The organism is Pseudoalteromonas undina, from assembly GCF_000238275.3.
Taxonomy (GTDB): Bacteria; Pseudomonadota; Gammaproteobacteria; order Enterobacterales; family Alteromonadaceae; genus Pseudoalteromonas; species Pseudoalteromonas undina.
Map to the genome: position 1 here is coordinate 189,278 of NZ_AHCF03000004.1, position 22,138 is coordinate 211,415.

Sequence of the window (22,138 nt, forward strand, 5' to 3'; positions counted from 1 at the left end):
TAAGCTTTAAAACTATACATTGCTCAACAATAATGCGCGGATAGGTAGAAAAGATTTGTACCTTGATACACGAGCTTTGGGCGAGAGGTGGTTAATTCAACCGTCGAAAGAATTTAATTAGAACAATTACTCTGTTTTAGCACACTAAATACATGGCTATCTAAATAGTGACCATTTTTATAAATTGCTTTCTTTAAAATAGCTTCGTTATTAAAGCCATTTTTAAGCAACGCGCTCATTGAGCCAACATTACCAGCAAATACAGCCGCATGAATACGGTTTAAGTTAGTACTTTCAAACACTTCTTTAGTAATCAACTCTATGGCTTGGGTAATAATACCTTGCCCCCAATATTGCTGACTAAGCCAATAACCTATTTCGCCACTGCGGCTATACTCAAACTCACCAGGGATAACACCAATACAACCAACACATTGGCCATCAACTTCAATAGCTTTAATGATGCCACATTTTGCTCCTTCGTTTACCCACCAGTTTGCATCTGCTTGAGTATAAGGAAATGGAATTTTAGAGGACAAATAGCGAGCTACTTGTTGATCGTTCAAAATGGTGACTATTTGGCAGGTATCGTGTTGTTTAAATGCTCGTAAAGTGATCATGCTACAAATGAGTTTGTTATTATCAGCCAACAACTTAGCAAGCTTTAAACGCTTAAACAATGAAAAACAATTCATTAAAATTAAAGTGTATACAGGTATAACTTTGCTTAAAACTCTTTTAAAATGTAAAAAACACCCAGACAGAGTCTCTATGCATCCTCATATCGAAGCCCTTTATAATAGCGCTAAAAAGCCCAGCCGTTTAATTATTGGATTAATGAGTGGCACCTCTTTGGATGGTTTAGATGTAGCGCTATGTAAAATAACCGGTGCAGGTTTGCATACACAAATAGAGGTGTTAAATTTTATTACGGTTGAGTATAACGACGAATATAAAACTAAAATAAAGCAGGTATTTGCTAAGCGCGAATGCGATTTAGAAGTGCTAACTTTGTTACACCCTTGGGTAGGAAAACTCCATGGTGCTATGGTTAATCAGTGTTTAATTACATGGGGTATTGACCCTGCGAGTATTGATGCCATAGCAAGCCACGGGCAAACTATTTATCACTGTCCGCAGTCGCAGCATAACCACCATGACTTTAAACATGGCACCTTGCAAATAGGTGATAGTGACCAAATAGCCGTTACTACAGGCATTACCACTGTTGGCGATTTTAGGCAAAAGCATATTGCCGCTGGTGGAGAAGGTGCGCCGTTAGCAGTGTATGGCGATTATTTATTTTTTGCCAGCCCTGACGAAAACCGCATTTTATTAAACATGGGTGGCATTGCTAATTTAACGTTTTTACCTAAAAGCGGTGATGCTAGTAGCGTGTTTAGTAGCGACATAGGCCCAGGTAACACCATTATGGATGCCTACGTACAGTATTACTTTAAAGGAATGCATTATGATGAGGGTGCAAAGCTTGCCAAAGCAGGCAAGGTGAATGTAATACTGCTTAAAGCACTCAGCGATAACGCGTTTTTTAAATTACCACTACCAAAAACAACAGGACCTGAGGTGTTTAATTTAGCCTTATTACGTGCAGCCCAAGCCCAAACCGCAACCCAAGATTTAAGCCATGAAGATGTGTTGGCGACATTAAATGCGCTTTCTGCGACTACGATTGCTAGGGCGTTAAATGACTGTGCTAAAGGGGTTCAAAACTGTGTGGTATATGCCAGTGGTGGAGGTATTCATAATCCATTATTGATGGAGCAATTACTAATACACTGCCCAAATATTAAGGCGTTTAAGAATACTGATGATTTGGGTGTTCACCCTGATGCCAAAGAGGCGGTGCTGTTTGCTATTTTGGCAAACGAATGTTTAGCAGGGCAGCGACAAAGTGCTAAAAATAAAAGAGGTGGAATTTTAGATATTACTATGGGTAAAGTGAGCTTTGCTGATTAACTAATTAAAGCTTAGTGGTAAAATTTATAACAAGAGCTAAAAAAGTGAGATTAAAGCTGTTCCCATACTGGCGAGGTACTGACGAACGCGGTGCGGCTTTGGTGGGGTAATCGAAGTTACTGGTATAGTATATCCACTACCAAATTGGTTAATATGCATATCGAACTGCAAACTATTCTTTAACGTGCCGTGTTTACCGTGCAAAATCATTTGCATTACAAAACCACGACTATGCGCTATTTGGTTCAACCTAAGCGTGACCCGTCCCTGTTCTAAATCAAATTGATTGAGCTTTTTTTCTGTGTAGTACTGAGCTGCTCGTGCATTTGGTAAAGTTGCGCTCAGCGAAATAATATCACCTTCATGGGCCGCTTCAGGCAAAACGCATTGCAAAGTAATTTGATGCTGGCTATTAGCATGCAATGACAGCGTTTCAAATTCCATGCTGTGGCTTAATGCCGCAGACATTGGATCTTCAAATGACGGTAGTGCAAAGGTTAATTGCACCATAGATTCGCTCATGAGGGTCTTATAAAGCTTTGTTGACTAATAATGCAGCTATTATCGCTGATGATTATTGCAAAATTATGACTAAACTAAAGCGCTTGATGCAAGGGTTAATTTGACTTGCAGTTTATAACTAAAGCTATTGTTTTAAATCAATATTATATTTAATAAATAAACTATAATAGTCGCTCAATAACCTCTGCGATAAACGTAAATACAGTTTACCGGGTTCAAATGTATACGAGCCTTGTCTTAACAATAAAATAAAACACTTACCAACTTTATTGTTAATTTATTTTATTTTTAATGTTAAATAATGGGCGTTTTTTTATGTGTTTTTCTCAACTTTGCAATAAAATAGCTTGAAAAAAAACTAAGCTAGCCATAAAGTGCATTTAAGGGCCCAAATACATAACACACTACCAAACGGGTTGTGAGAAATTAGATGGCACTAATAAAAAATAATTTATGGAAACTCTTTTGTTTTTTGCTATTGGGCGGTCTAGTCCTATTAAGTGTTTTGTTGGCTTATGAATGGCGAAATATCGAAAAAGAATACCGCACAAACTCCCAAAACCGTGTCGAATTTTCTGCGCAAGCACTTAAAAGCACCCTTAGAAATAAAGAACTTATGCTGGATTTAATTGGCAGAGACATCCTTTCAAACAATAACTTAACCGAAAAAACATCAACAATTAAACTTCTCGACAATATTTTACTAGAGAATCCTGTGTTATTAGGCTTTGGACTGTTTAATCCCCAAGGGGAAATTATTTACTACAGCTCAAATTTAAATGCCTCAACAATGATTAATCTGAAAGAAAATGAAAAAACCCGCCAAAGTTTTTCACAAACCCTTAGCTCAGACAAAATGGTGTTAGGGCAAACTTATTTTAATCTATCGTTACAAGAATGGGTTATTCCAATAAGGAAGTCATTACGAAACAAAAGTGGCACTGTGATTGCTGTAATGACTGCAGGGATGGCGGTATCAAGAGGCGCTAAATACCTCAATATTTTGCAAAGTAATAGTGACGATTACATAATGCTAGCAAGAGAAATTGATGGTTTTATTCAATACAGTTCCGTAAAAGATGCAGATATAGCTAGCTATACAAAAACCAAAATTAAGCAGGCATTAGGGTTATCTGATAATGCTTTGATAAAGCAAACAGGCAAGGATAAAGAAATATTTAAATCCTCAGAAGAGGTGTTTAGTATTGATACACATGTAGGTGGTAAGCCTTATTTAACCTCTGCAAAATTTGATAATCGCTATCAATTATGGACACTCTCAAATCGGGCAATGGAGCCAATAAAAAACGTCTTTTATTGGAAGGTATGCTGGTATTTTTTAATCTATTTACTGATTTGTACGGTGTTATATTTTGGTTTTAGGTTTATTGCTCGTGCTGAGCAAAAACGAGTTGATGAACTGTTTTACCTTTCTCGGAACGACGATTTAACAAAGTTACCCAATCGAAAAGCACTGCGTGATAGCTTTGAAGCAAAAAAAGAGACATCTTTTAGTCTAGCAATCATAAACATTACCAATTTACGCTCAATGAATAATCGCTTTGGTATGGAGTATGGCGATAAGGCAATTAAAGCCTATGCCGCAATGTTGCAAGCTACATTCGCAGTTCCATACCTAGTTTTTAGAAACAGTGGTAATGAGTTTTGCATTATTACACCGCATTTATCGGATGAGCAAAATAGGCACGCTTTTGAACAAATATTAGCATCTTCTATTGAACAATATGAAACCAAAAATACCGAACGTCCTTTAAATATGAGTGTCGGTGTGGCCAACTACCCAGAGCATGGCATAACCAAAAGTAAGCTGGTCCGCAGTGCGCATTTGGCTAATCAATGGGCAAAAGATACAGGGCAATGGCTGTGCCATTACCATGCAGATATAAAACAAGCTTATTTGCGCCGTTTAAAAGTAGAAGAGCGATTAAATGTAGCGCTAAGTGAACAATCATTCTCTATGGTCTATCAGTGCCAAGTGAATGAACAGGGAAAAATCCATGCTATGGAAGCACTTATTCGTTGGCATGACGGTGAATTGGGTATGGTTTCACCTGCCGAGTTTATTGCTATTGCAGAACAAAGTGATTTAATATTTAAAATAGGTGACTTTGTTTTAGCGCGTTCTATTAGTGAATTTGCAAAGATGCAACAACACAGCGATACCCCTCTTGAATTAGCAATCAACATTTCAGTGATGCAATTTCAAAGCAGTGCTTTCATTACAACATTATTGCAAAGCATAGAAACCCATAATGTTGCCCCGCAAAGTATAATCTTAGAAATTACAGAGTCACTGTTTATGGATAACCTTGAGCATGTGATTGATACGATAAATAGCTTAAAATCTAGAGGGATACGCTTCTCGATGGATGATTTTGGTACAGGTTATTCATCACTGAGTTTATTAAGGCGCTTACCCATAGATGAACTGAAAATAGATAAAAGCTTTGTAGATGATATTTTAATAGACCCTAAGTCTAACAGTATGGTGCAAAGTATTATCGCCATTGCCAACAGCCATAACTTAAGTGTTATCGCTGAAGGCGTGGAAGAGCAGGCACAATTTGATATGTTAGTGGATATTGGCTGTAAACGTTTTCAGGGGTATTACTTTTACAAACCTGTGAATGCGACCTCTGTAATTGAATACCTGCAAGCTAACTAGTAGCCGCGCGACTAAGTCGGTCATTCACTGCAGCCCACTCACTGCCTACTGGCGGTTTTTCGATATAAATATTCAATGGTGTTTTCTCATCAATAAGATGCAGTGCTTTATACATATTTTTAGCGTATTCAATAGGGCAACTACTTAGCTTAGTAATACGTTCGGATGGAATGTCGTTCGCTAATAATTGCTGTTGCACTTGAGTCGAATAGATTAAATAGTGACTTTTACCCTGAGAGTTTTCACTCAAAATTTTAGCGAAATCTTCAGTATTAGCCAACATGGCAGGGGCATTAGGCTGATAATGCGCTTTTACATTACCCGGTACCACTTCGTTATGTGAATGTGGCGTGCTGACATGCAGTCCAGTTTTTTGCAAAATATCAGCTGCTGAAATTGGTCCTGGGCGTAATATGCGTAACTGCTGTGAGCTTGCATCTACAATGGTCGATTCAATACCTACATTACATTCACCTCCTTGTAATACCGCACTAATTCGACCATTCAAATCGCGCATTACATGAGCTGCACTGATTGGGCTCAATTGCTTATAGCGATTAGCCGAGGGAGCTGCAAGACCGGTGTTTAATTGCTTTAATACCGCTAAAAACTCAGGGTGCGCAGGCACGCGAAGCCCAATGGTGGGCAAGCCGCCTGTTACCGGACTGTTTAAATCATCTTTAGCATTTAAAATTAGGGTGAGTGGGCCGGGCCAAAATGCATCAGCAAGCGTGATGGCCGCCTTATTTACATTTTTTGCCCAGTGGTGCACATGCGACTGATTGGGAATATGCACAATGAGCGGATGATTTGTTGGGCGTCCTTTCGCGATAAATATTTTTGCTACGGCATCTCTGTTAGTCGCATCTGCAGCTAGACCATAAACAGTTTCTGTGGGTAAAGCGACGCATTCGCCGGCTTTTAATAATGCAACGGCTTGGTTAATACGCTCTTCAGTATTTAATAATTGAGTTGGTTGTAATGATGTCATAATAACTCTTAAGGATTACAAAACTGGCAATATGTTGCATCAGCCACGTGTTTTTCATTCGCTTCAATATGGTTGTAGCCGCAGCAATCACACAAAGAGGTTGTTGATTTTACTTGTTGTGTGGGCATGTTACACAGCTCACAGAGCAAGCCTTTAGTGAGTTGTTTGGCAACAAAGTTAGCACGCTGGCATTGTGGACATTTTGATGCCAACCGCCTTGCTAAGTCCTCGGCAGCAAGACAAATAATAGCTTGGCGTTGCCCACTATACATAGCTCTTAAATCAGGCGTGATTATGCCGGCTTTGGGCGCTTTCTCTTTAAATAAAGCAACCAAGCCTTCAAAGCTTAGCCCTTTATAAAGTGTTTGAGTGTCATCAAGTATCCAGTGTTGCTCTTTATAACGCTGGCATGCAGCAATAATTGATTCAACATTAGTCTCGCTGTTGATGGTTAAGCTGCTGGGTGAAAAAGGCCCGCCTGCATGTCCATAAATAGCGATGTCTGTGTGTTTATCGTAAAAACAGATTACTTCTTCGTCCCAGTTCATTAACCCAGGGTATGGTCCACCTCCAAAGCTGCCTTCACGACCAAGCCCACATTGCTCGCCAGTGAGTTCACACGCGTTGAGCTTTTGTTAATGCCGCTATTTGGGCGCTACAATCACGCTGCACTTCATTAGTAAACATCCCTAGCGTGTCGGTATCAAATAGACTGGTTGTTACCACATTATAGCCAAGTGGCTTTAATGCAGGGGCGATCAGAGGTGCTTTTTTATGTTTAGTGGCTATGACGGCCTTTAACATTGATCATGCTCGCTCTTTAGAGGGGGCAACTGTAGTGAAGTGCCCGTTTTCAAAGCGCTCTAAGGTGTTGTCATCGCCCCAACGAATGAGTGTTAGCCAGTGGTTATCAATTAGTTCCTTCACCATAGTATGCTTGTTATAAATTGCTGCGATTGCTGATTGTGGCGCAGCAATATATACATTAAGGCGAATAGGTTCGTGCATCCATTTATCGCCATTGTGTAGCGATTGCATGGCTAAGCCTATGCGCAGGTCGCCACCGTTACCTTCAAATAAGCCAATATTACCGCCCACCGCATTGTGAAGTATTTTATTACCACTGCCGTATTTGTGATTATCGTTAACCGAGGCATTATATTGGCTATTGATCCAATGGGTGACTATCATAGGCGCAGTCATAATAAGCTCTAATATTGCAAAGTCGCCATCGCTTTCCCAATCATAATCGTGTAAAAAACAGCGCCCCTGTAAGTTAATACTTCGCGTCCATGAGCGCGGCGCGACAATAAAGGCGGCATTATTTGCAAGCCCCCATTCAGGGCGCACCTGCGACCAATCGCGGGCGCGTTGATGATAAGCGTGATTAATTTCATCCGCTGATTTATCAACCAGCTTTGGCTCTATATTAACTAAGCGCTCGCGCTGAGCGGTTTGTGTTGCCACACTGAGCCATTTTTTTAGATTATCATCCAGTTGAGCATCATAGGTGGTGATCACATCTGTGGTTGTATTATGAATGGCTGCAATAAACTGGGTATTTTCTGACAGTGTGAGTCCCCGAGTTTTAAGCGCTTGACGTACTTGAGCATCGTTAAGTAGGCTTGCGAGTACTCGTACATTTACTTCACCACTTTGTCCGCCACAGGCGCCGCAATCTAGGCCAGCACTGTGTAAGTTATTTGTTGTATGGCTAGCGTGACCCACTAACATTACCTGTGGTGCTAACTCTTTTATACCTAGAGTTGTAAGCACTTTTTGGGCTAAATCGGTTTTGTCTTTTAGGGTAAGTTGCTGCTGGTTTTGTGTTAATTGCCAGTCAGTCGGAGTGCACTTTTTAGCATCGCCTTTAGATAAAAAGGTATTTTTTATTAATTTAAATGCATACAGCCAGCCTGCTGACTCAACCATAGAAAACGATGAAGGGGCCGATTTTGACCAGCTTTGCCATGTGGCACTATTTTGGCGTGATGCTTCAAGTGTCGCGTCTTTGTGAGTTTGCGTGGCATGTATAGCCGGTTTAAGTAGCCCAGGGAGCTGTGAGCGAGTAATAGCACTGCCATTTTCTTGATATTCCAGCGGTAAACCAAAAAAACCGGCAAAGCCAAACGTTTCAATATGTTGACTTTGAGACTCTAGCGCACGGCGAATCACTTCCGAGCGAACATCAATACAAAACACTGCTTGTAATTGAGCGTTTGTCACGGGGGCTTTTGTCGCGGTTTGCAGAGCCTCATTAAGCGGATATTGAAAGCTGAGTTCCATTGCTTTTGCCCACACCCATAATGGCTTTTGTGCTAATTTATGTGCATGTAAGCGCTCAACAACAAGCGCCTTTTCTTGTTGCCACTGGCTTTGCAGTTGTTTAAATGTAGCACTATCGTGATCGGTCAGGTATTGCCAAATTACTAAGTCCCATGCCATGCGCATGGCCAGAAGTTGCTTCATCTCATCTGTTGGGGTGTCGTAAAGCTGACCTTGAAAACGTAAATACGCAAGCCACGATGCCCAACCGTTAATATCTAAGAGCAATGAGTGCGCGTATAACTCTAACGAGTCATTATCTATGTTAAGCGTTTTAAGAGTCAGTGCAATTAGTTCATCAGCGGATGTGGGTAATTGCTTAAAATAGCCATTTAAATGCCGTTCATCCATAACAATGCTAATGCCTTTATCAGCTTGAATAACAGTAAGCCAATGGCGATATAATTCAGATGGGGCTTTAGTATCATTACGATGCAGCATAGGGCCGAGTTGTTGATAATGTGCAGCACAAAACTGACTCAACTGATGAGTAATTTCATCATGCCAAGCCATTTTATGCTTATTACGTTGTTGGTCGAGTAAATCAGCAATGTTGTGCCAGTCTACTAATGGCACATCAACTCTAAGCGCTTGTAATAGTTGCTCTTTATTAAAGTCACTATTAAGTAGCGTTGCGGCATCGGCTAAGTGTTTGTCGGTAATCATGCCAGCATTATATTTTTGTAGATAAAAATCCTTAGACATCAGCATGTTGGCATTACATAAGGTATCTAGTCGTGCGCTTACATCTTCAATTGGCATATGGCGCATTTCCCAAAATGGGTTTACTGCAATCATCTGATCTAACGGCCAGTTTGGTGCTATGTAACCGCATACTTTATTAAGTAGGCTATTTTGACTGTCGCTTAGCGAGAGTGCTCTATTATCTGAATGCGTTAGAGTGCTCATTTTGATTCCTCAATAGTGATCCCAGCGGCATGATTTTTTAAATCAGTGTGGCCATTATTAGGCAAATTTATCGGCCATATTTTTAGTGTTAATCGTGTAAACCACTCATCCAAATACAAGCCTGCAAATAATAAAGTGGATAATGACTTAACCTGAGGTCGCCAAGACTGATAACGCAAATAGTAGCTTGCTATCATTAAGGTTAAAATAAGAGCTATTACCCAACTGTCGGCTAGGCTAAATGCAGGTTCACGCCACTGCTCAAGGGGAAGTGCAAACGCAAAGGTATTTTTAGCGGCCACATAGCTAAAGACCACTAATAGTGCAATTAACAGTTTTTTACTGCGTGTTTTAGCCGTAGCCGTACCATGCTGATTAGCAAGCAAAATGGTTAATGCTGATGCTAAAAGCAACCAAATACTTACCGCTCCCTGATAAGAGCTAATAACCCATGCTGCGCCAACTATTATTATTGAAATTAACGCACTTGTTAACCAAGCAAAGCATGCGGGTGATTGTTTTGGAATATGGCGGCGGATCAGATCTTCATTTACGCCATTACCTGAGTTTAAAAATGCGAAAGCTTTATAAGTTGAGTGGGTAACAAGGTGAAGCAGAGCCAGTTCAAATAACCCCAGCGCACACTCTACCAGCATTAAGCCCATTTGCGCACTGGTAGACCAAGCAAGCCGAACTTTAACGCTTATTCTAGTGGTCATTATTAATGCGCTGATCACTGTAGTTAAACCAGCAACAATTAAAATTAACCATTGTGCTGCGCTAGCTTGAATAAACAAAGGCGCAAATAAAATTAATAAAAAGCCTCCTAAATTAATGACTCCGGCATGTAATAAAGCGCTCACCGGTGTGGGTACTTCAACCACTTTAATTAGCCAGCCGTGTATTGGGAGTTGAGCGCATTTTATTAAAGCCGCAAAGGCAATTAAAAAAGCGGCGACTTGCTCTGCAAAAGACAGTGGTTGTGTGGTGGTGTTATAAAAGGCGGTTATATCACTTATGTACAGACTATTGTGAATGAACCACAAAATACCAAATGCAATCAGTAATAAGGATTCGGCAACACGTGCCACAATAAATTTTTTATGGGCGGCGAGCACCGCTCGAGGGCGCTCAGGGTAAAACATTAATAGTTTATGTAGTGCTAAACTTATCGCCACCCAGCCTAGCCAAAATAGCGCTAAGTGGTTGCTCATAACCACAACTAATACGGCAGTGATGGTAAGTAGTAGCCATCGCCAAAAGTAGTTTACACGTGGCTCACCTTGCATATAGTGCTTACAAAAGCGAATTAATATCAGCGTGATAAATAATATAAGCCCCAGCATAATAATTCGGGTCATGGTCAGCGATAAGAAACTGAGTAAATTAAAAGCATAAATTTGATGAAGCGTAATAGCTGTTATAAATGCAATGCTATTAAACACCATTACTTTAAACAGCACATGACCATTTGAAGCGCGCGATTGTTGGCCAATTAACCAGGCTGCTATAAATGTGCTCAAAGGCATTATTAGCAGTAACAACGAAATAATATACTCACTCATTCAGTGCTCCTTATTTAGTGATCAAAGTATGGCAAACTAGATAACTAAATAAAAATAGATATAATGCATATAAACGTTCTATAAAAGAGAACAATAATGAGCCGTTTAAATTATCATCACTTATATTATTTTTGGTCGGTTGCTCGTATTGGTAACTTAACCCAAGCCGCGAAAGAGCTGCATTTGTCACAGTCAGCGCTCTCTACGCAAATAAAACAATTAGAGCACACCATTAATATTGAGTTATTTGAACGTAAAGGCCGCACACTCGCATTAACCGATATGGGAAAGCGGGTGCAAATGTACGCCAACGATATATTTACTAAAGGTGAGGAGTTATCTTCTTTTATTCATAAAGGAGTGATTTCGCAAACCCAGCATTTATCAATCGGGGTACTCAATACGCTCTCGCGTAACTTTATCGAAGAGTTTATAAATCCCTTAATGAGCAATGACGAAGTGCGCTTTTCGCTGACTGCAGGGCGTATGGATGGGCTGTTAAATGGCTTGGCCGAACACGAACTGGATTTAGTTTTAACTAATAAACCCATCGGGCTTGAGCACTACGATCAGCTTTGGCAAAGTCAGTTGGTATCTCGCCAGCCATTAGCCATAGTGGGTCCAGCTGATAAAAAAATACGTGGCCAATTTCCAGCAGGTTACACGGATGCACAGTGGGTGTTACCCGCTAAAACCTCAGCTATTAGAGACTCATTTAATGCTTTGTGTGCTCGTTGGCAGTATCAGCCAAAAATAAAAGCAGAGGCTGATGATATGGCTATGCTGCGATTACTTGCCCGTGATAGTGGTGCGTTATCGGTATTGCCATCAGTTGTAGTAAAGGATGAAATTGAACAAGGCCTACTGGTTGAATATCAGCGTTTACCCGATGCTTTCGAACACTTCTATGCCATTACCGCGCAGCGAAAATTTGTACCAGACATATTAAAGTCGCTGCTTGCCAAAACCTGCTAATTACTTTTAAAAAATGTTTTTTGCGTTAATACTTTATATTTGAATAATAAAAAAATAATTAAAGCTTTTAATTCGTTGGCCGATACCGTACTTATATTGTACTGAAGATTAAGGATAATCATGGTTAATAAACTACAAGGCAATTATGCTAACTTAAATGCGTTGCTTGCCCAATCGGTCAATAATTCAAACCAAACCAGTATGCCCACAGGTTTGCAATCGCGTGCTCACTTAGCGCCAAGTTCGGCAACAATCACTGATGAAATGCTTAGTCAGTTTAGTGACCAACAAGTCGATGAAATACTTAATCAGCAATTATCCTCGTTACTCACGATTTCCAGCACACCCAGTGGCCCAAATTATAAGCTCTCTAGTGAAGAGGTTGCACTACGTACGGTAATAAGCTCTCAGCAAGAGGGCTTATTAAAAAACGAACGTAGCGATCAGTTAATTGAGCGCTTAAATTCTTCTGTAAAAAATATCCAAGGTGCTTATGCCAACACTAGCGATATTTTATCAAACTTGGGGCAACTGGGATTTAATCAAAAAACATTTTTAGCATCTAGCCAACAGCGTGTTGAACGCTCACTTAATCCTTTCATGGAAAGCTTTAATCGCGAGCGATTTGAAGACGATGATAACTATGGGTTTGAGCTTTCGGTAAAAACCAAAGAAGGTGATGTTATTAAAATCACCTTTCATTCTGCGCAAGGTTATGATGAGGAAACAGGCGAAACCACTGACGAATTTAGCATAAGTTATGAAGTAGATGGCGACTTATCTGAGACTGAACACCAAGCATTAACGCAAGTACTTTCTGGTGTTGGTGAAATGGCGGATGAATTTTTTAAGGCTAAACAAAGCGCTTACAGTCGTTACGTACCCGCAAACCAAGCTGATTTAGATTTAAGTTTTCTGAGCAATTTTGATAATAAAGAACTTTCGGGTTTTGATTTGTACTTTTCAACGTCAGAGGGAAATACTGGCGATGCTGATGGAGCGCTCCTTGGAATAGATAATGAGCTTAATTTAAGTTATACCCTTGATGAGGATTCTGAGCAGCAAATACTGGAGTTTGAATCGGTAAACGGACAAAACAATATTGATTTTTCGCTTGATATGTCAACTATTGGCGCTCAAGACAAAAGCCAAATGCAACAATACATAAAAGCGCTCGATAAAAGCTTAGAAGATAGCCAGCTCAATAGCTCTGAGAAAAGTACACGTTCTGCGTTTGGTCACAAAAGTGATGAAGTGATGAAACAAGGGTTGGCTGTTTTTAAAAGTGCGTTTAGTAGTATGTCATCAGCTGCTGAGCGCTATAGTGAAATTGAGTCGGTTGCTACAAAGCAGTTTAGTAATGGACGCGAGCTTGTCGCTAATTTAGTTGACAACATGATCACCAAAGATCCGCGCTACCAAGGGCTAGGTAGTAGTAATAAAAATTCCTTAGGTGATGGTATTTCTAAGTTAGCTGATTTTGATGCAAAATTCTCTTTTGCAATGGATCAGGGGGATTACATAGCAACAAGCACCACAAAGCTGAGTCAAAATACAGAACACCAAAAATCAGCAGGGTTAACTGGGGTTACTCAAGATAAAACGGCGAGCACGCGTTTTAATTATGAAGAAGGTAACCGCTCAGACATCCCTCCTGATTATTATGATAAACAAGAAAATTACACTATTGGTACCGCTGTAAAAAATAACGAATTGGTTGCCCTTGATCAGGCTCATGAGGTGGATGTAGATAAAAAAGTGTATCAGTTTAATCCCGAAATATCTCAATACGAGCTAAAAAAGGAATTGAAAGAAACATCCACCAGTGAGAGTAATATTCGTCTTATTAACGATATTTGGCTCGAGAAAAATGAAGATAGTCATCGTATGGATGAAAGAAAACGACTCAGTGGTGTGGGGGCGTCGAACGAGTTTAGGACAACATCGAGTTATTCACATACGCAATTAGTAACGTTAATCGGTGATTTAGATAAATTAGAACAAAACAAAGAAGTCAAACGTGAGTACTTAGCCGTTTTATCACAAGTGGATGATTTTATGGATAAAAGCAAGTAACTTTTATTTACTTAAGCTCGATTGTGGGTATAGTAACTAAAACACTATTTAAGTATAAGATTATGTTTAAACAATTAATTTTACTTTTAATGTTGAGTTTACCACTGGCAGTGAATGCAACGCTCAAACCACACTCGGACGCTATTTCTGCTAAGCGTTTATTAAGCGAGCACGATAAATTTGCTAAACAATACCAAACATTTTCGCCCACACCGCAAGACGTTGCATTGATGCAAAAACTAGCAGGTAAAGAGGTGTTAGTGCTTTTAGGTACGTGGTGTCATGACAGTGCCCGTGAAGTACCTCGATTAATAAAGTTACTCGATGAATCGAAGGTTAAACTTTCGAAAATAACCTTTGTTACAGTCGGTTATAATAAACGTGATGAGGCCGGTATTGCTCTCGCGCATGACTTACAATATACCCCCACTTTTGTTGTTAAGCATAACGGGGTTGAAGTTAACCGCGTAGTAGAAAAACCCAGCGGCACTCTCGCCCAAGGTTTAACCTTAGGCTTATAACGAGAGTCAGCTAGCCAATATCATGTTCGAGGTTTTATTTTTACACTGGCCAATCAGCGGCGTCTAAGTCATCTAATTGTGCATCGCAATGCTCATTTCCTTGCCACTTGGCAATGTATACACCGTGCGGATCATATTGCTGGGTTTGTTTTTGCAAATTAAAGTGACGTCCGCCGCGCGGATCAACACCAACTCCAGCAATATATTGCCAATTACCCCAATTCGACGCCACATCGTAATCGATTAACTGTTGCTCAAAGTAAGCCGCACCATAACGCCAGTCTAGTTGTAGTTCGTTTACTAAACAGCTAGCAACGATTTGTCTTGAGCGATTGCTAATAAAGCCTGTTGCGTTTAGCTCTTTCATAATGGCATTAACTAACGGGTAAGGTGTACTGCCTTGGCACCATTTAGCAAAACGATTCGGGCTAAACGTGGTAAGTGGCGAGCTTTGTTTCTTACCTTTAAAGGTAAATAACTGATGCTTAACATTAATCGCATGCCACTTAAAATACTCACGCCAGAGCAATTCAAACTTGATCCAGTAAGTTGACTCATTTGCTCCATACTGCGCTTCATAAGCATCTACAGCACAAAAAACTTGCTTGGCACTAATACAGCCAAAAGCCAACCAACTACTAAATTTTGTTGAGTTATCAAAGCCATCCAGCTCATTGCGAGTGATTTTATAGCTACTCGGTAAAGCCGATGAAAAGTACTGCTGGCAGTGCTCAAGCGCAGCCTGATGCCCACCAAGTAATTGTGTATTCCCTGTTGCTGGCTTTTCTATCGGTTGTTTTGCGCAAAGTATAATAGGTGGAGGCAATCTTGCTGCTGAAAATGCATGTGTGGCTAAACTAATTTCTGCCGCTTCAATTTTTTTTCTAAAAGGTGTAAAGCCGGTTGGTAAATTAGCTAGTTCAAAGGGCAGTTGCTGTTGTTGATATAAAGTATCTTGCATCACAGATTTAAATACCACAGTAGTGCATTTTGACTTAAGAGCACTAATTTGGCGCTGTTCATATACACCTATTTGCTGGCTATATACAACTTCGTCAATACTAAGCTCATTAATACGCTGTGTTAATACCTCAACTGGATCGCCTTCAATAATATGTAAAGTTTGGCCAAGCTCTAAAACAGACTCCTGTAGCTCATATAGGCTTTGCATTAAAAAGCGTTGTTTGTGGACACCATAGGTTTTTTGTTGGTAGTTATTGCTTTTAAACCAAGCAGGGTTAATCACAAAGACCAGGTCCAACTCACATTGTTGCTGTGATAAATCATTGAGTATGGGGTTGTCGTCAATGCGCAAGTCATTTTGCAGCCAATACAGAATACGCTTTTTCATACTTATGCTCTGGTTTTTTAAAATCATTTATTTTACGAAGCAAAAGCGAGCAGAGATTAGTTTTGAGGTGTTTAATAGGGCTTTAAAAAGAGGCGATAATAATACCGCCTCTCAATTTGTTTCCGTTGTATCTTAGATAGCTAATTTTTGCTGTGCTATCCAGTCGTTAATTACATCTTCAAGTACCGCCATAGGAAGTGAACCTTGACCAATAACGGTGTCGTGAAAGCTGCGTATATCAAATTTAGCGCCTAGCTGTTTTTCGGCTTTTGCACGCAGTTCGCGTATTTTAATTTCGCCCATTTTGTATGAAAGCGCTTGGCCTGGCCATGAAATATAGCGGTCTATTTGATCTTCCACGGCGCTTTGTGGCAAGGCGGTATGTTCAGCCAAGTAATCAATCGCCTTTTGGCGGCTCCAGCCAAAGGCATGAATACCGGTATCGACCACTAAGCGCACTGCGCGCCACATTTCGTAGCCTAAACGACCAAAGTCACTGTATGGACTTTGGTAAAAGCCCGCTTCTTTACCTAAACGCTCTGTATAAAGTGCCCAGCCCTCGCCAAATGCTGAGTGACTCAGTGTGCGTCTAAATTCAGGAACGTCTAACTCCATTGCAATGGCGTTTTGTAAATGATGCCCAGGAATAGCTTCGTGCAGGCTAAGTGCTTCTAAATTATATAAAGGCTGCAATTTAGGTGTTGAGGCTAAAAAGTAAGTGCCAGGTGAGCGGTTATCTGGCGGTGGCATATAAAACGCACCACGACTCGCTGAGCCTTTTATAGTAAAGGTGTTACGCGGTAAATGGCCAAAGTAAGTGGGGAGTTTGCCATACATTTTTTGCGTTATAAAAGCGGTTTTTTCTAGCAAGTCTTGGGCGTCTTTTGCGTAAAATTGCTCATCGGTTGCTAAAAATTTTAAAAAGTCGCTGTAGCTGCCTTCAAAACCAACGCTATCAATAATGGCTTGCATTTGTGCTTTAATGCGCGCCACTTCTTTTAGACCAAGTTCATGAATTTGTTTAGGAGTAGCATTAGTGGTGGTGTAGTAATTAACCGTGTACTTGTAATAATCAAGGCCACCTTTGATGCTTGCAATACCCGGCTGCGTTCTACAGTGCGGCATATATTCGTTTTCAAAAAAGTCGTAAAAGTGCTCGTAAGCAGGCACAACTTTTGTGGCAATTAATGTTTTAGCTTTATTTTGGTAAGTTTCTTTTTGCGCTGCGCTAAATGTATTAGGGATGCGGGTAAATGGCTCATATAAGGCGCTATTCTCAGGTTGTTTAACTATATGAGCGTTAATGCTTTGGCCATAATTTTTAAACGTTTCGCAGTAATGTGTAAAACCGGTTTGAATGCCTTGTTTCATTAAATTAATGTTTTGCTGATTAAAACGAGGGTAGTCACTAAGGCTAACTAAAAATGCATCGTAATCCTCGGCAGTTAAAAAGGCCATGTTAGCTGGCGCTTCTGCAAAGTAAGTATGCCAGCCACTTAAAAAATTAACCGGAAAATACTTATCTTGATAAAGGTAGCTTTGCTGCTCTGTTTCTCGCTCATATTTAAATAAGCGGTAGTTCATTAGCTGCTCGCTATTGAGTGTTTTTGGGTCAATGCTGGCTAAGCTTTTTAGTACGCTGTTGTTGTAAGCTTGGCGCTTAGCAATGGCTTGCTCACTCCAATTTGGCAATGTGCCGTTTGGTTTCCAACCGTCTGGATCGGTTCTAAAAAATATTTCTTCTGCTTTCGCATTTTCCCAATGGTTATCAATAATGGTTGTTAAGTCGCTGCTACTGTCGGCTAAGCTTGGCAGCGAGGTGGCTGCTAAACAAATAGCTAAAATTGTTTTTTTAAACATGTTGAATTTCACTTTTTAGAGTTTTAATTGTTATTCATGCGCGTGCCTATTTTACGATAATAACAAGTTCACTCAATTAATGCGTTGGTTTTTAACAGCAGTCTAGCTTATTGTTTTACTGGTGTTTAAAATAAAACATATTGGAGTAGCGATATTTAATAACGTATTTTGCTAACTGATAAGGCGAATAGCCAACACCCAAATATTTATTGAGCATTTCATGCTTAGCTTTGCAGGTTCGAAATCCGATTATGATGAAGAAAAATGGATTGGGATTATTCGCTGTACGTGAAAAAAATGTCAGATGAGGCATATGAGTTTGTATTGGCAGGTCACACTACATTGCTACCACCATTAATTGGCCTGATACACAAAGCGTTAGAATAACTATTTAACTGTAGGTATTAAAATAAAAAGGATTTTGAAAATGTTGTGCCCTCGTACGAATACACCATTGGAGTCTATATTAGTTGGCGGTATCACTGTTTATACATCGTCGTTAGGAGGCGTTTTTTTCGATAACAGCCAAATTTTTAAATTTAGCTCGCCAGAGTTAAAGCATGGTCAGGTTTTACTTAAGTATTTAAGTAATTATGCCGAAGGTGAGGGTGAAGTCGCAATGCGAGTAAATTGCCCTAAATGCCCAAGCATAGTGATGATGCGTAGGTATTTTTCACCGCTAAAAGCAGTTGAAATAGATGAGTGCCCTAGCTGTGCGGGAATATGGCTTGATAGTGGCGAATTAAGCAAAATACATGAAAACCATTTAACACCCAAAGAACGAAAACTGCTAGCCCACGAAATGGCAACCAATCATGGGTTTATAACTATTAAAACGCCAAAATCGAAATATTATCCTAAAGCGCCTAAAAACCTTCAAGGCACCACAGTTGAACGGCTGGTGCAATTGGCATTACTTAACTTTGAATCATAAAAAACGGCGTACTATAAAGTACACCGTTTTATTAAACTGACTTAATCAAAATCGTTATGACTTATTGCGGTTTTCTTTACTAAACGCACGAATTTTACGTTTTTGCGACAGGGTTACTTTATTAGTACGCCCTGCAAATGGGTTATCGCCTTCTCTAAACTCAATTTTGATTGGCGTACCCATAATCTTAAGTGCTTTACGGTAGTAGTTCATGAGGTAGCGTTTGTAGCTATCAGGTAAGTCATGTACTTGGTTACCATGAATTACGATACGTGGCGGGTTATAGCCCCCAGCATGCGCATACTTAAGCTTAACACGACGTCCACGAACAAGTGGCGGCTGGTGGTCGGCCTGTGCCATGTCCATAATACGACGCAACATAGCAGTACTAATTCGCTTAGTTGCCGACTCATACGCTTCGTCAACTGATTCAAATAAATGACCAACACCGGTACCATGCAGAGCAGAGATAAAGTGTAGGCGGGCAAAATCAATAAAGCCTAAACGACGATCAAGCTCCGTCTTAATACGGTCTTTAACGTAGTTATCTAGGCCATCCCACTTGTTCACGGCAATAACCAATGAGCGTCCTGAGTTAAGCGCAAAACCTAACAGGCTTAAGTCTTGATCAGAAATACCATCGCGAGCATCAACCACTAGTAGCACAACGTTACAATCTTCGATTGCTTGTAGTGTTTTAATGACTGAGAACTTCTCAACCACGTCACTTACTTTTTTACGTTTACGCACACCAGCGGTATCGATAAGAATATATTCTTTGTCGTTACGGGTCATCGGAATGTAAATTGAGTCGCGGGTTGTACCTGGCATATCGTATACAATAACCCGATCTTCACCTAGTATGCGGTTAGTAAGGGTTGACTTACCAACATTTGGACGACCAATAATTGCCAGCTTTACCGGCTTGTCGGCAAATGCTTGGTGATCGGTGTCATCTTCTTCACCTTCTTGATATAAGTCGATAAGTTCTTCATCGTCATCGGCTACATCTTCATCAAGAGCGGCAAGTTCAGCAATAACAGGCTGAAGAGTTTGCTCAAGCAGTAAAGTAATACCACGGCCATGTGCGGCAGCGATATGATGAACTTCACCAAGTGAAAGTTGATAAAATTCAGCACAATTTGAGTCGGCATCAATGCCGTCTGTTTTATTGGCAACAACAAAACATTTTTTCTCTTGCTTACGTAAGTGGTTAGCAATAGCTTGATCAGCCACTGTCATACCCACGCGAGCATCAACTAAAAATAAAACAATATCCGCTTCTTCAATGGCTAGTAATGACTGATCAGCCATTTCGGTTTCGATACCTTCTTCTGAGCCATCAATACCGCCCGTATCTACCACGATAAATTCAAAGCCATCGTAATTTGCTTGGCCATATTTTCTATCACGCGTTAAGCCAGGAAAGTCGGCAACGAGTGCATCACGAGTACGTGTTAAACGGTTAAATAATGTGGATTTGCCCACATTGGGTCGCCCTACAAGAGCGATCACGGGAAGCATAAACTACCTCTTTAAAAAACAACAAAAGGCTTCGCAGTGCGAAGCCTTACAAAAAATAATTAACTATTAGTGCCTTACACTAATAGTAGACAGTTAGTTCGGTATTTTTACCGCGCTAACTTCACCATCGCGGGTGTATAAAATCAATTTATCGTCAGCGACAACGGGCTCAACAAAAAAACCTGAGCTGTCAAAGTCTTCACGAGATACTAGCTCGCCAGTGTCTTTATTTAACCAATGTAAATTGCCTTCTTGGTCACCTAACGCTAAATAATTACCGGCAACCGCTGGGCCTGTTAAGTACCAGCCACGTAGAGCGGGTTGGCTCCAACGTTCAATGCCCGAATCTTTATCAAGTGCATAAACAACGCCGTTACTGTCAACAACGTAAATTGTTTGCAAATCCATGCTAATTTCACGGTAGCTGCTGTATTCACGTTTCCATACAACATTACCTGAACGAATATCTACTGCTGATAAGTTACCATTGTATGCAATAGCATAAGCAAATGGACCGCTAATGATCGGCTGCGTATCTACATCAACTAAACGTTCAAACTCTGATGCGCCTTTTGGCACTGCAATTTCTGCACTCCATGCCGAGTAGCCACTCTCAGAAATTAAAACACTTAACTTACCTGTTTCTAAGCCTAGTAACACACCACCGTTAGCCACAGTAGGTGAGCTTTGACCGCGTAAAGTCAGCGGTGGCACTTCTTGCTCAAAGCTCCAGCGTTCTTCACCAGTATCTGGGTGAAGCGCAAGTAACTTACCTGAGGCTAAATTAACAAAGATTAAGCCATCGCCTGCAGCGGGTTTAGAGAGTGATTCGCCAGGTACTTTTTTACGCCAAACTTCTTTACCAGTCTCACGGTCAAGTGCAATTACATAACCATGTTCAGAGCCTAAATAGATTTTACCATAAGCTTGTAATATTCCGCCTGATAATTTTGCACTATCGTTATCGCTCCAAGGCCAAAACGATAAATTTTGGCGAACGTCGGTTTCCCATTGGGTATCGCCATTGGCAAGTGATAAGGCTTCTACTTGGCCTTCACGGCTAGCAACATACACTGTCTCTTTATAAACAGCAGGTGATAAGCGTGAAAAGTAATGCTCTACACCACTACCAATTGATTCTTGCCATACCACATCAGTTTCAAATTGATTGGCTATTTCTGGAAGCACCAGTTCTTCTTCGTCATCACTTGAAGAACACCCCATTAGGGTTGCCATACATAGGGCAAGCGTTGCTGTTGTTATTTTTCTCATGCCTAAAACCTTATGCCGCTGGGCTAGTTACTGCTAGGTCATCTAACTTAATTTGTAAAAGAGGATTACTCGTTAATCCACCTGCATCAACAGCAGCTTGGTAAGCTACGCGTGCTTGCTCTTTATTGCCTTGTTGAGTGTAAATATCACCTTTTAATTCGGCCACATTTGCGTTAAATGCTTCAGGAAGAGGAGCATTTAATGTACTCAATGCATCATCGTATTGCTGCTGAGCAATTTGCACACGTGCTAAACGTGTTGTTGCAATGGCTTTAAGCTGGGCGTTATCAACGTTAGTTACAATCCAGCTTAATTTTTCATTTGCTAAATCTAAGTTTTGGGCATCTACAGCTTCTTTTGCAGCAACAAATGCCGCTAGAGTTGCGTACTTAGTGTCTTTGTTTTCACTGATAAATGCATCAGCAGACGCTAATACGCTGTCGCTTTCAACAAGCTTAGTGTATGCATCAGATGCTTGCTCTGCAGTCGTTATTTGATTTTGGTTGTATGCTTTCCAGCCATATAAACCACCTAAACCAACAATAACGCCTAACGCTAGTGAAAGGCCGTTTTCACGAAAAAAGCGTTTAATTGCTTCTGCTTGTTGTTCTTCTGTTGAATAAATTTCCATGCTTACCTCTGTTAAAGCG

General features: G+C 40.4%; 17 protein-coding genes and 1 pseudogene. 6 read left to right on the forward strand and 12 right to left on the reverse strand.

Features of this window, described 5'->3' with window-relative positions; all coding sequences use genetic code 11:
• Window positions 1–113 precede the first annotated feature (113 nt).
• Window positions 114–620, reverse strand: a complete 507-nt coding sequence (locus PUND_RS15880; RefSeq protein WP_010389470.1) for a GNAT family N-acetyltransferase — start codon at window positions 618–620, stop codon at window positions 114–116.
• A 151-nt stretch (window positions 621–771) separates the two neighbouring features.
• Here PUND_RS15880 and PUND_RS15885 point away from each other — a divergent pair, with 151 nt between their 5' ends.
• The gene (locus tag PUND_RS15885; RefSeq protein ID WP_041709366.1) at window positions 772–1,977 is read left to right on the forward strand and encodes an anhydro-N-acetylmuramic acid kinase; all 1,206 of its coding nucleotides are present in this window, start codon (window positions 772–774) and stop codon (window positions 1,975–1,977) included.
• Between the two features lie 36 nt (window positions 1,978–2,013).
• Here PUND_RS15885 and PUND_RS15890 read toward each other — a convergent pair whose 3' ends face one another.
• The gene (locus PUND_RS15890) at window positions 2,014–2,499 is read right to left on the reverse strand and encodes a hypothetical protein (RefSeq protein WP_010389465.1); all 486 of its coding nucleotides are present in this window, start codon (window positions 2,497–2,499) and stop codon (window positions 2,014–2,016) included.
• A 430-nt stretch (window positions 2,500–2,929) separates the two neighbouring features.
• On the opposite strand from PUND_RS15890, the gene PUND_RS15895 reads away from it, so the two are divergent.
• Window positions 2,930–5,185 (forward strand): bifunctional diguanylate cyclase/phosphodiesterase, encoded by a 2,256-nt coding sequence (locus PUND_RS15895; protein WP_010389463.1) that lies wholly within the window; start codon window positions 2,930–2,932, stop codon window positions 5,183–5,185.
• On the opposite strand, the gene PUND_RS15900 is transcribed toward PUND_RS15895, so the two are convergent.
• From PUND_RS15900 to PUND_RS15915, 5 genes and pseudogenes are all read right to left on the reverse strand, one after another.
• The gene (locus PUND_RS15900) at window positions 5,178–6,176 is read right to left on the reverse strand and encodes an L-threonylcarbamoyladenylate synthase (RefSeq protein WP_010389460.1); all 999 of its coding nucleotides are present in this window, start codon (window positions 6,174–6,176) and stop codon (window positions 5,178–5,180) included. The genes PUND_RS15895 and PUND_RS15900 overlap by 8 nt on opposite strands.
• A gap of 8 nt (window positions 6,177–6,184) precedes the next feature.
• Window positions 6,185–6,745, reverse strand: a pseudogene (locus PUND_RS15905) (DUF6671 family protein); the annotation flags it as partial.
• A 46-nt stretch (window positions 6,746–6,791) separates the two neighbouring features.
• Window positions 6,792–6,980 carry a hypothetical protein gene (locus tag PUND_RS18405; protein ID WP_240539528.1) on the reverse strand — a complete coding sequence of 63 codons (189 nt, stop codon included), beginning with the start codon at window positions 6,978–6,980 and terminating at the stop codon, window positions 6,792–6,794.
• Between the two features lie 3 nt (window positions 6,981–6,983).
• Window positions 6,984–9,410 (reverse strand): YbcC family protein, encoded by a 2,427-nt coding sequence (locus tag PUND_RS15910; RefSeq protein WP_010389458.1) that lies wholly within the window; start codon window positions 9,408–9,410, stop codon window positions 6,984–6,986.
• A complete protein-coding gene (locus PUND_RS15915) occupies window positions 9,407–10,975 on the reverse strand; it encodes an NADH-quinone oxidoreductase subunit L (RefSeq protein ID WP_010389456.1) in 1,569 nt (522 codons plus the stop codon). Before PUND_RS15915 ends, PUND_RS15910 begins: the two co-directional genes overlap by 4 nt.
• Window positions 10,976–11,071: 96 nt before the next feature.
• Here PUND_RS15915 and PUND_RS15920 point away from each other — a divergent pair, with 96 nt between their 5' ends.
• The 3 genes from PUND_RS15920 (at window position 11,072) to PUND_RS15930 (ending at window position 14,547) form a co-directional block, all read left to right on the forward strand.
• A complete protein-coding gene (locus PUND_RS15920; RefSeq protein ID WP_010389453.1) occupies window positions 11,072–11,950 on the forward strand; it encodes a LysR family transcriptional regulator in 879 nt (292 codons plus the stop codon).
• A gap of 120 nt (window positions 11,951–12,070) precedes the next feature.
• Window positions 12,071–14,026 (forward strand): hypothetical protein, encoded by a 1,956-nt coding sequence (locus PUND_RS15925; RefSeq protein ID WP_010389452.1) that lies wholly within the window; start codon window positions 12,071–12,073, stop codon window positions 14,024–14,026.
• Between the two features lie 62 nt (window positions 14,027–14,088).
• Complete coding sequence (locus PUND_RS15930) at window positions 14,089–14,547, forward strand: TlpA family protein disulfide reductase (RefSeq protein WP_010389451.1); 459 nt, start codon at window positions 14,089–14,091, stop codon at window positions 14,545–14,547.
• A 40-nt stretch (window positions 14,548–14,587) separates the two neighbouring features.
• Here the strand turns inward: PUND_RS15930 and PUND_RS15935 are convergent, their stop codons facing one another.
• Entirely contained in the window at window positions 14,588–15,898 is a 1,311-nt protein-coding gene (locus tag PUND_RS15935; RefSeq protein ID WP_010389450.1) for a DASH family cryptochrome, read from the reverse strand.
• A gap of 132 nt (window positions 15,899–16,030) precedes the next feature.
• Window positions 16,031–17,758, reverse strand: a complete 1,728-nt coding sequence (locus PUND_RS15940) for a DUF885 domain-containing protein (protein ID WP_010389448.1) — start codon at window positions 17,756–17,758, stop codon at window positions 16,031–16,033.
• Between the two features lie 427 nt (window positions 17,759–18,185).
• On the opposite strand from PUND_RS15940, the gene PUND_RS15945 reads away from it, so the two are divergent.
• Entirely contained in the window at window positions 18,186–18,692 is a 507-nt protein-coding gene (locus tag PUND_RS15945; protein ID WP_010389445.1) for a TFIIB-type zinc ribbon-containing protein, read from the forward strand.
• Window positions 18,693–18,746: 54 nt separating this feature from the next.
• Here the strand turns inward: PUND_RS15945 and der are convergent, their stop codons facing one another.
• From der to PUND_RS15960, 3 genes are all read right to left on the reverse strand, one after another.
• Window positions 18,747–20,216 (reverse strand): ribosome biogenesis GTPase Der, encoded by a 1,470-nt coding sequence (gene der, locus PUND_RS15950; RefSeq protein ID WP_010389444.1) that lies wholly within the window; start codon window positions 20,214–20,216, stop codon window positions 18,747–18,749.
• A 93-nt stretch (window positions 20,217–20,309) separates the two neighbouring features.
• Complete coding sequence (gene bamB, locus PUND_RS15955; protein ID WP_010389443.1) at window positions 20,310–21,488, reverse strand: outer membrane protein assembly factor BamB; 1,179 nt, start codon at window positions 21,486–21,488, stop codon at window positions 20,310–20,312.
• 10 nt (window positions 21,489–21,498) lie between these two features.
• Entirely contained in the window at window positions 21,499–22,119 is a 621-nt protein-coding gene (locus PUND_RS15960; protein WP_010389442.1) for a YfgM family protein, read from the reverse strand.
• Window positions 22,120–22,138: the final 19 nt, after the last annotated feature.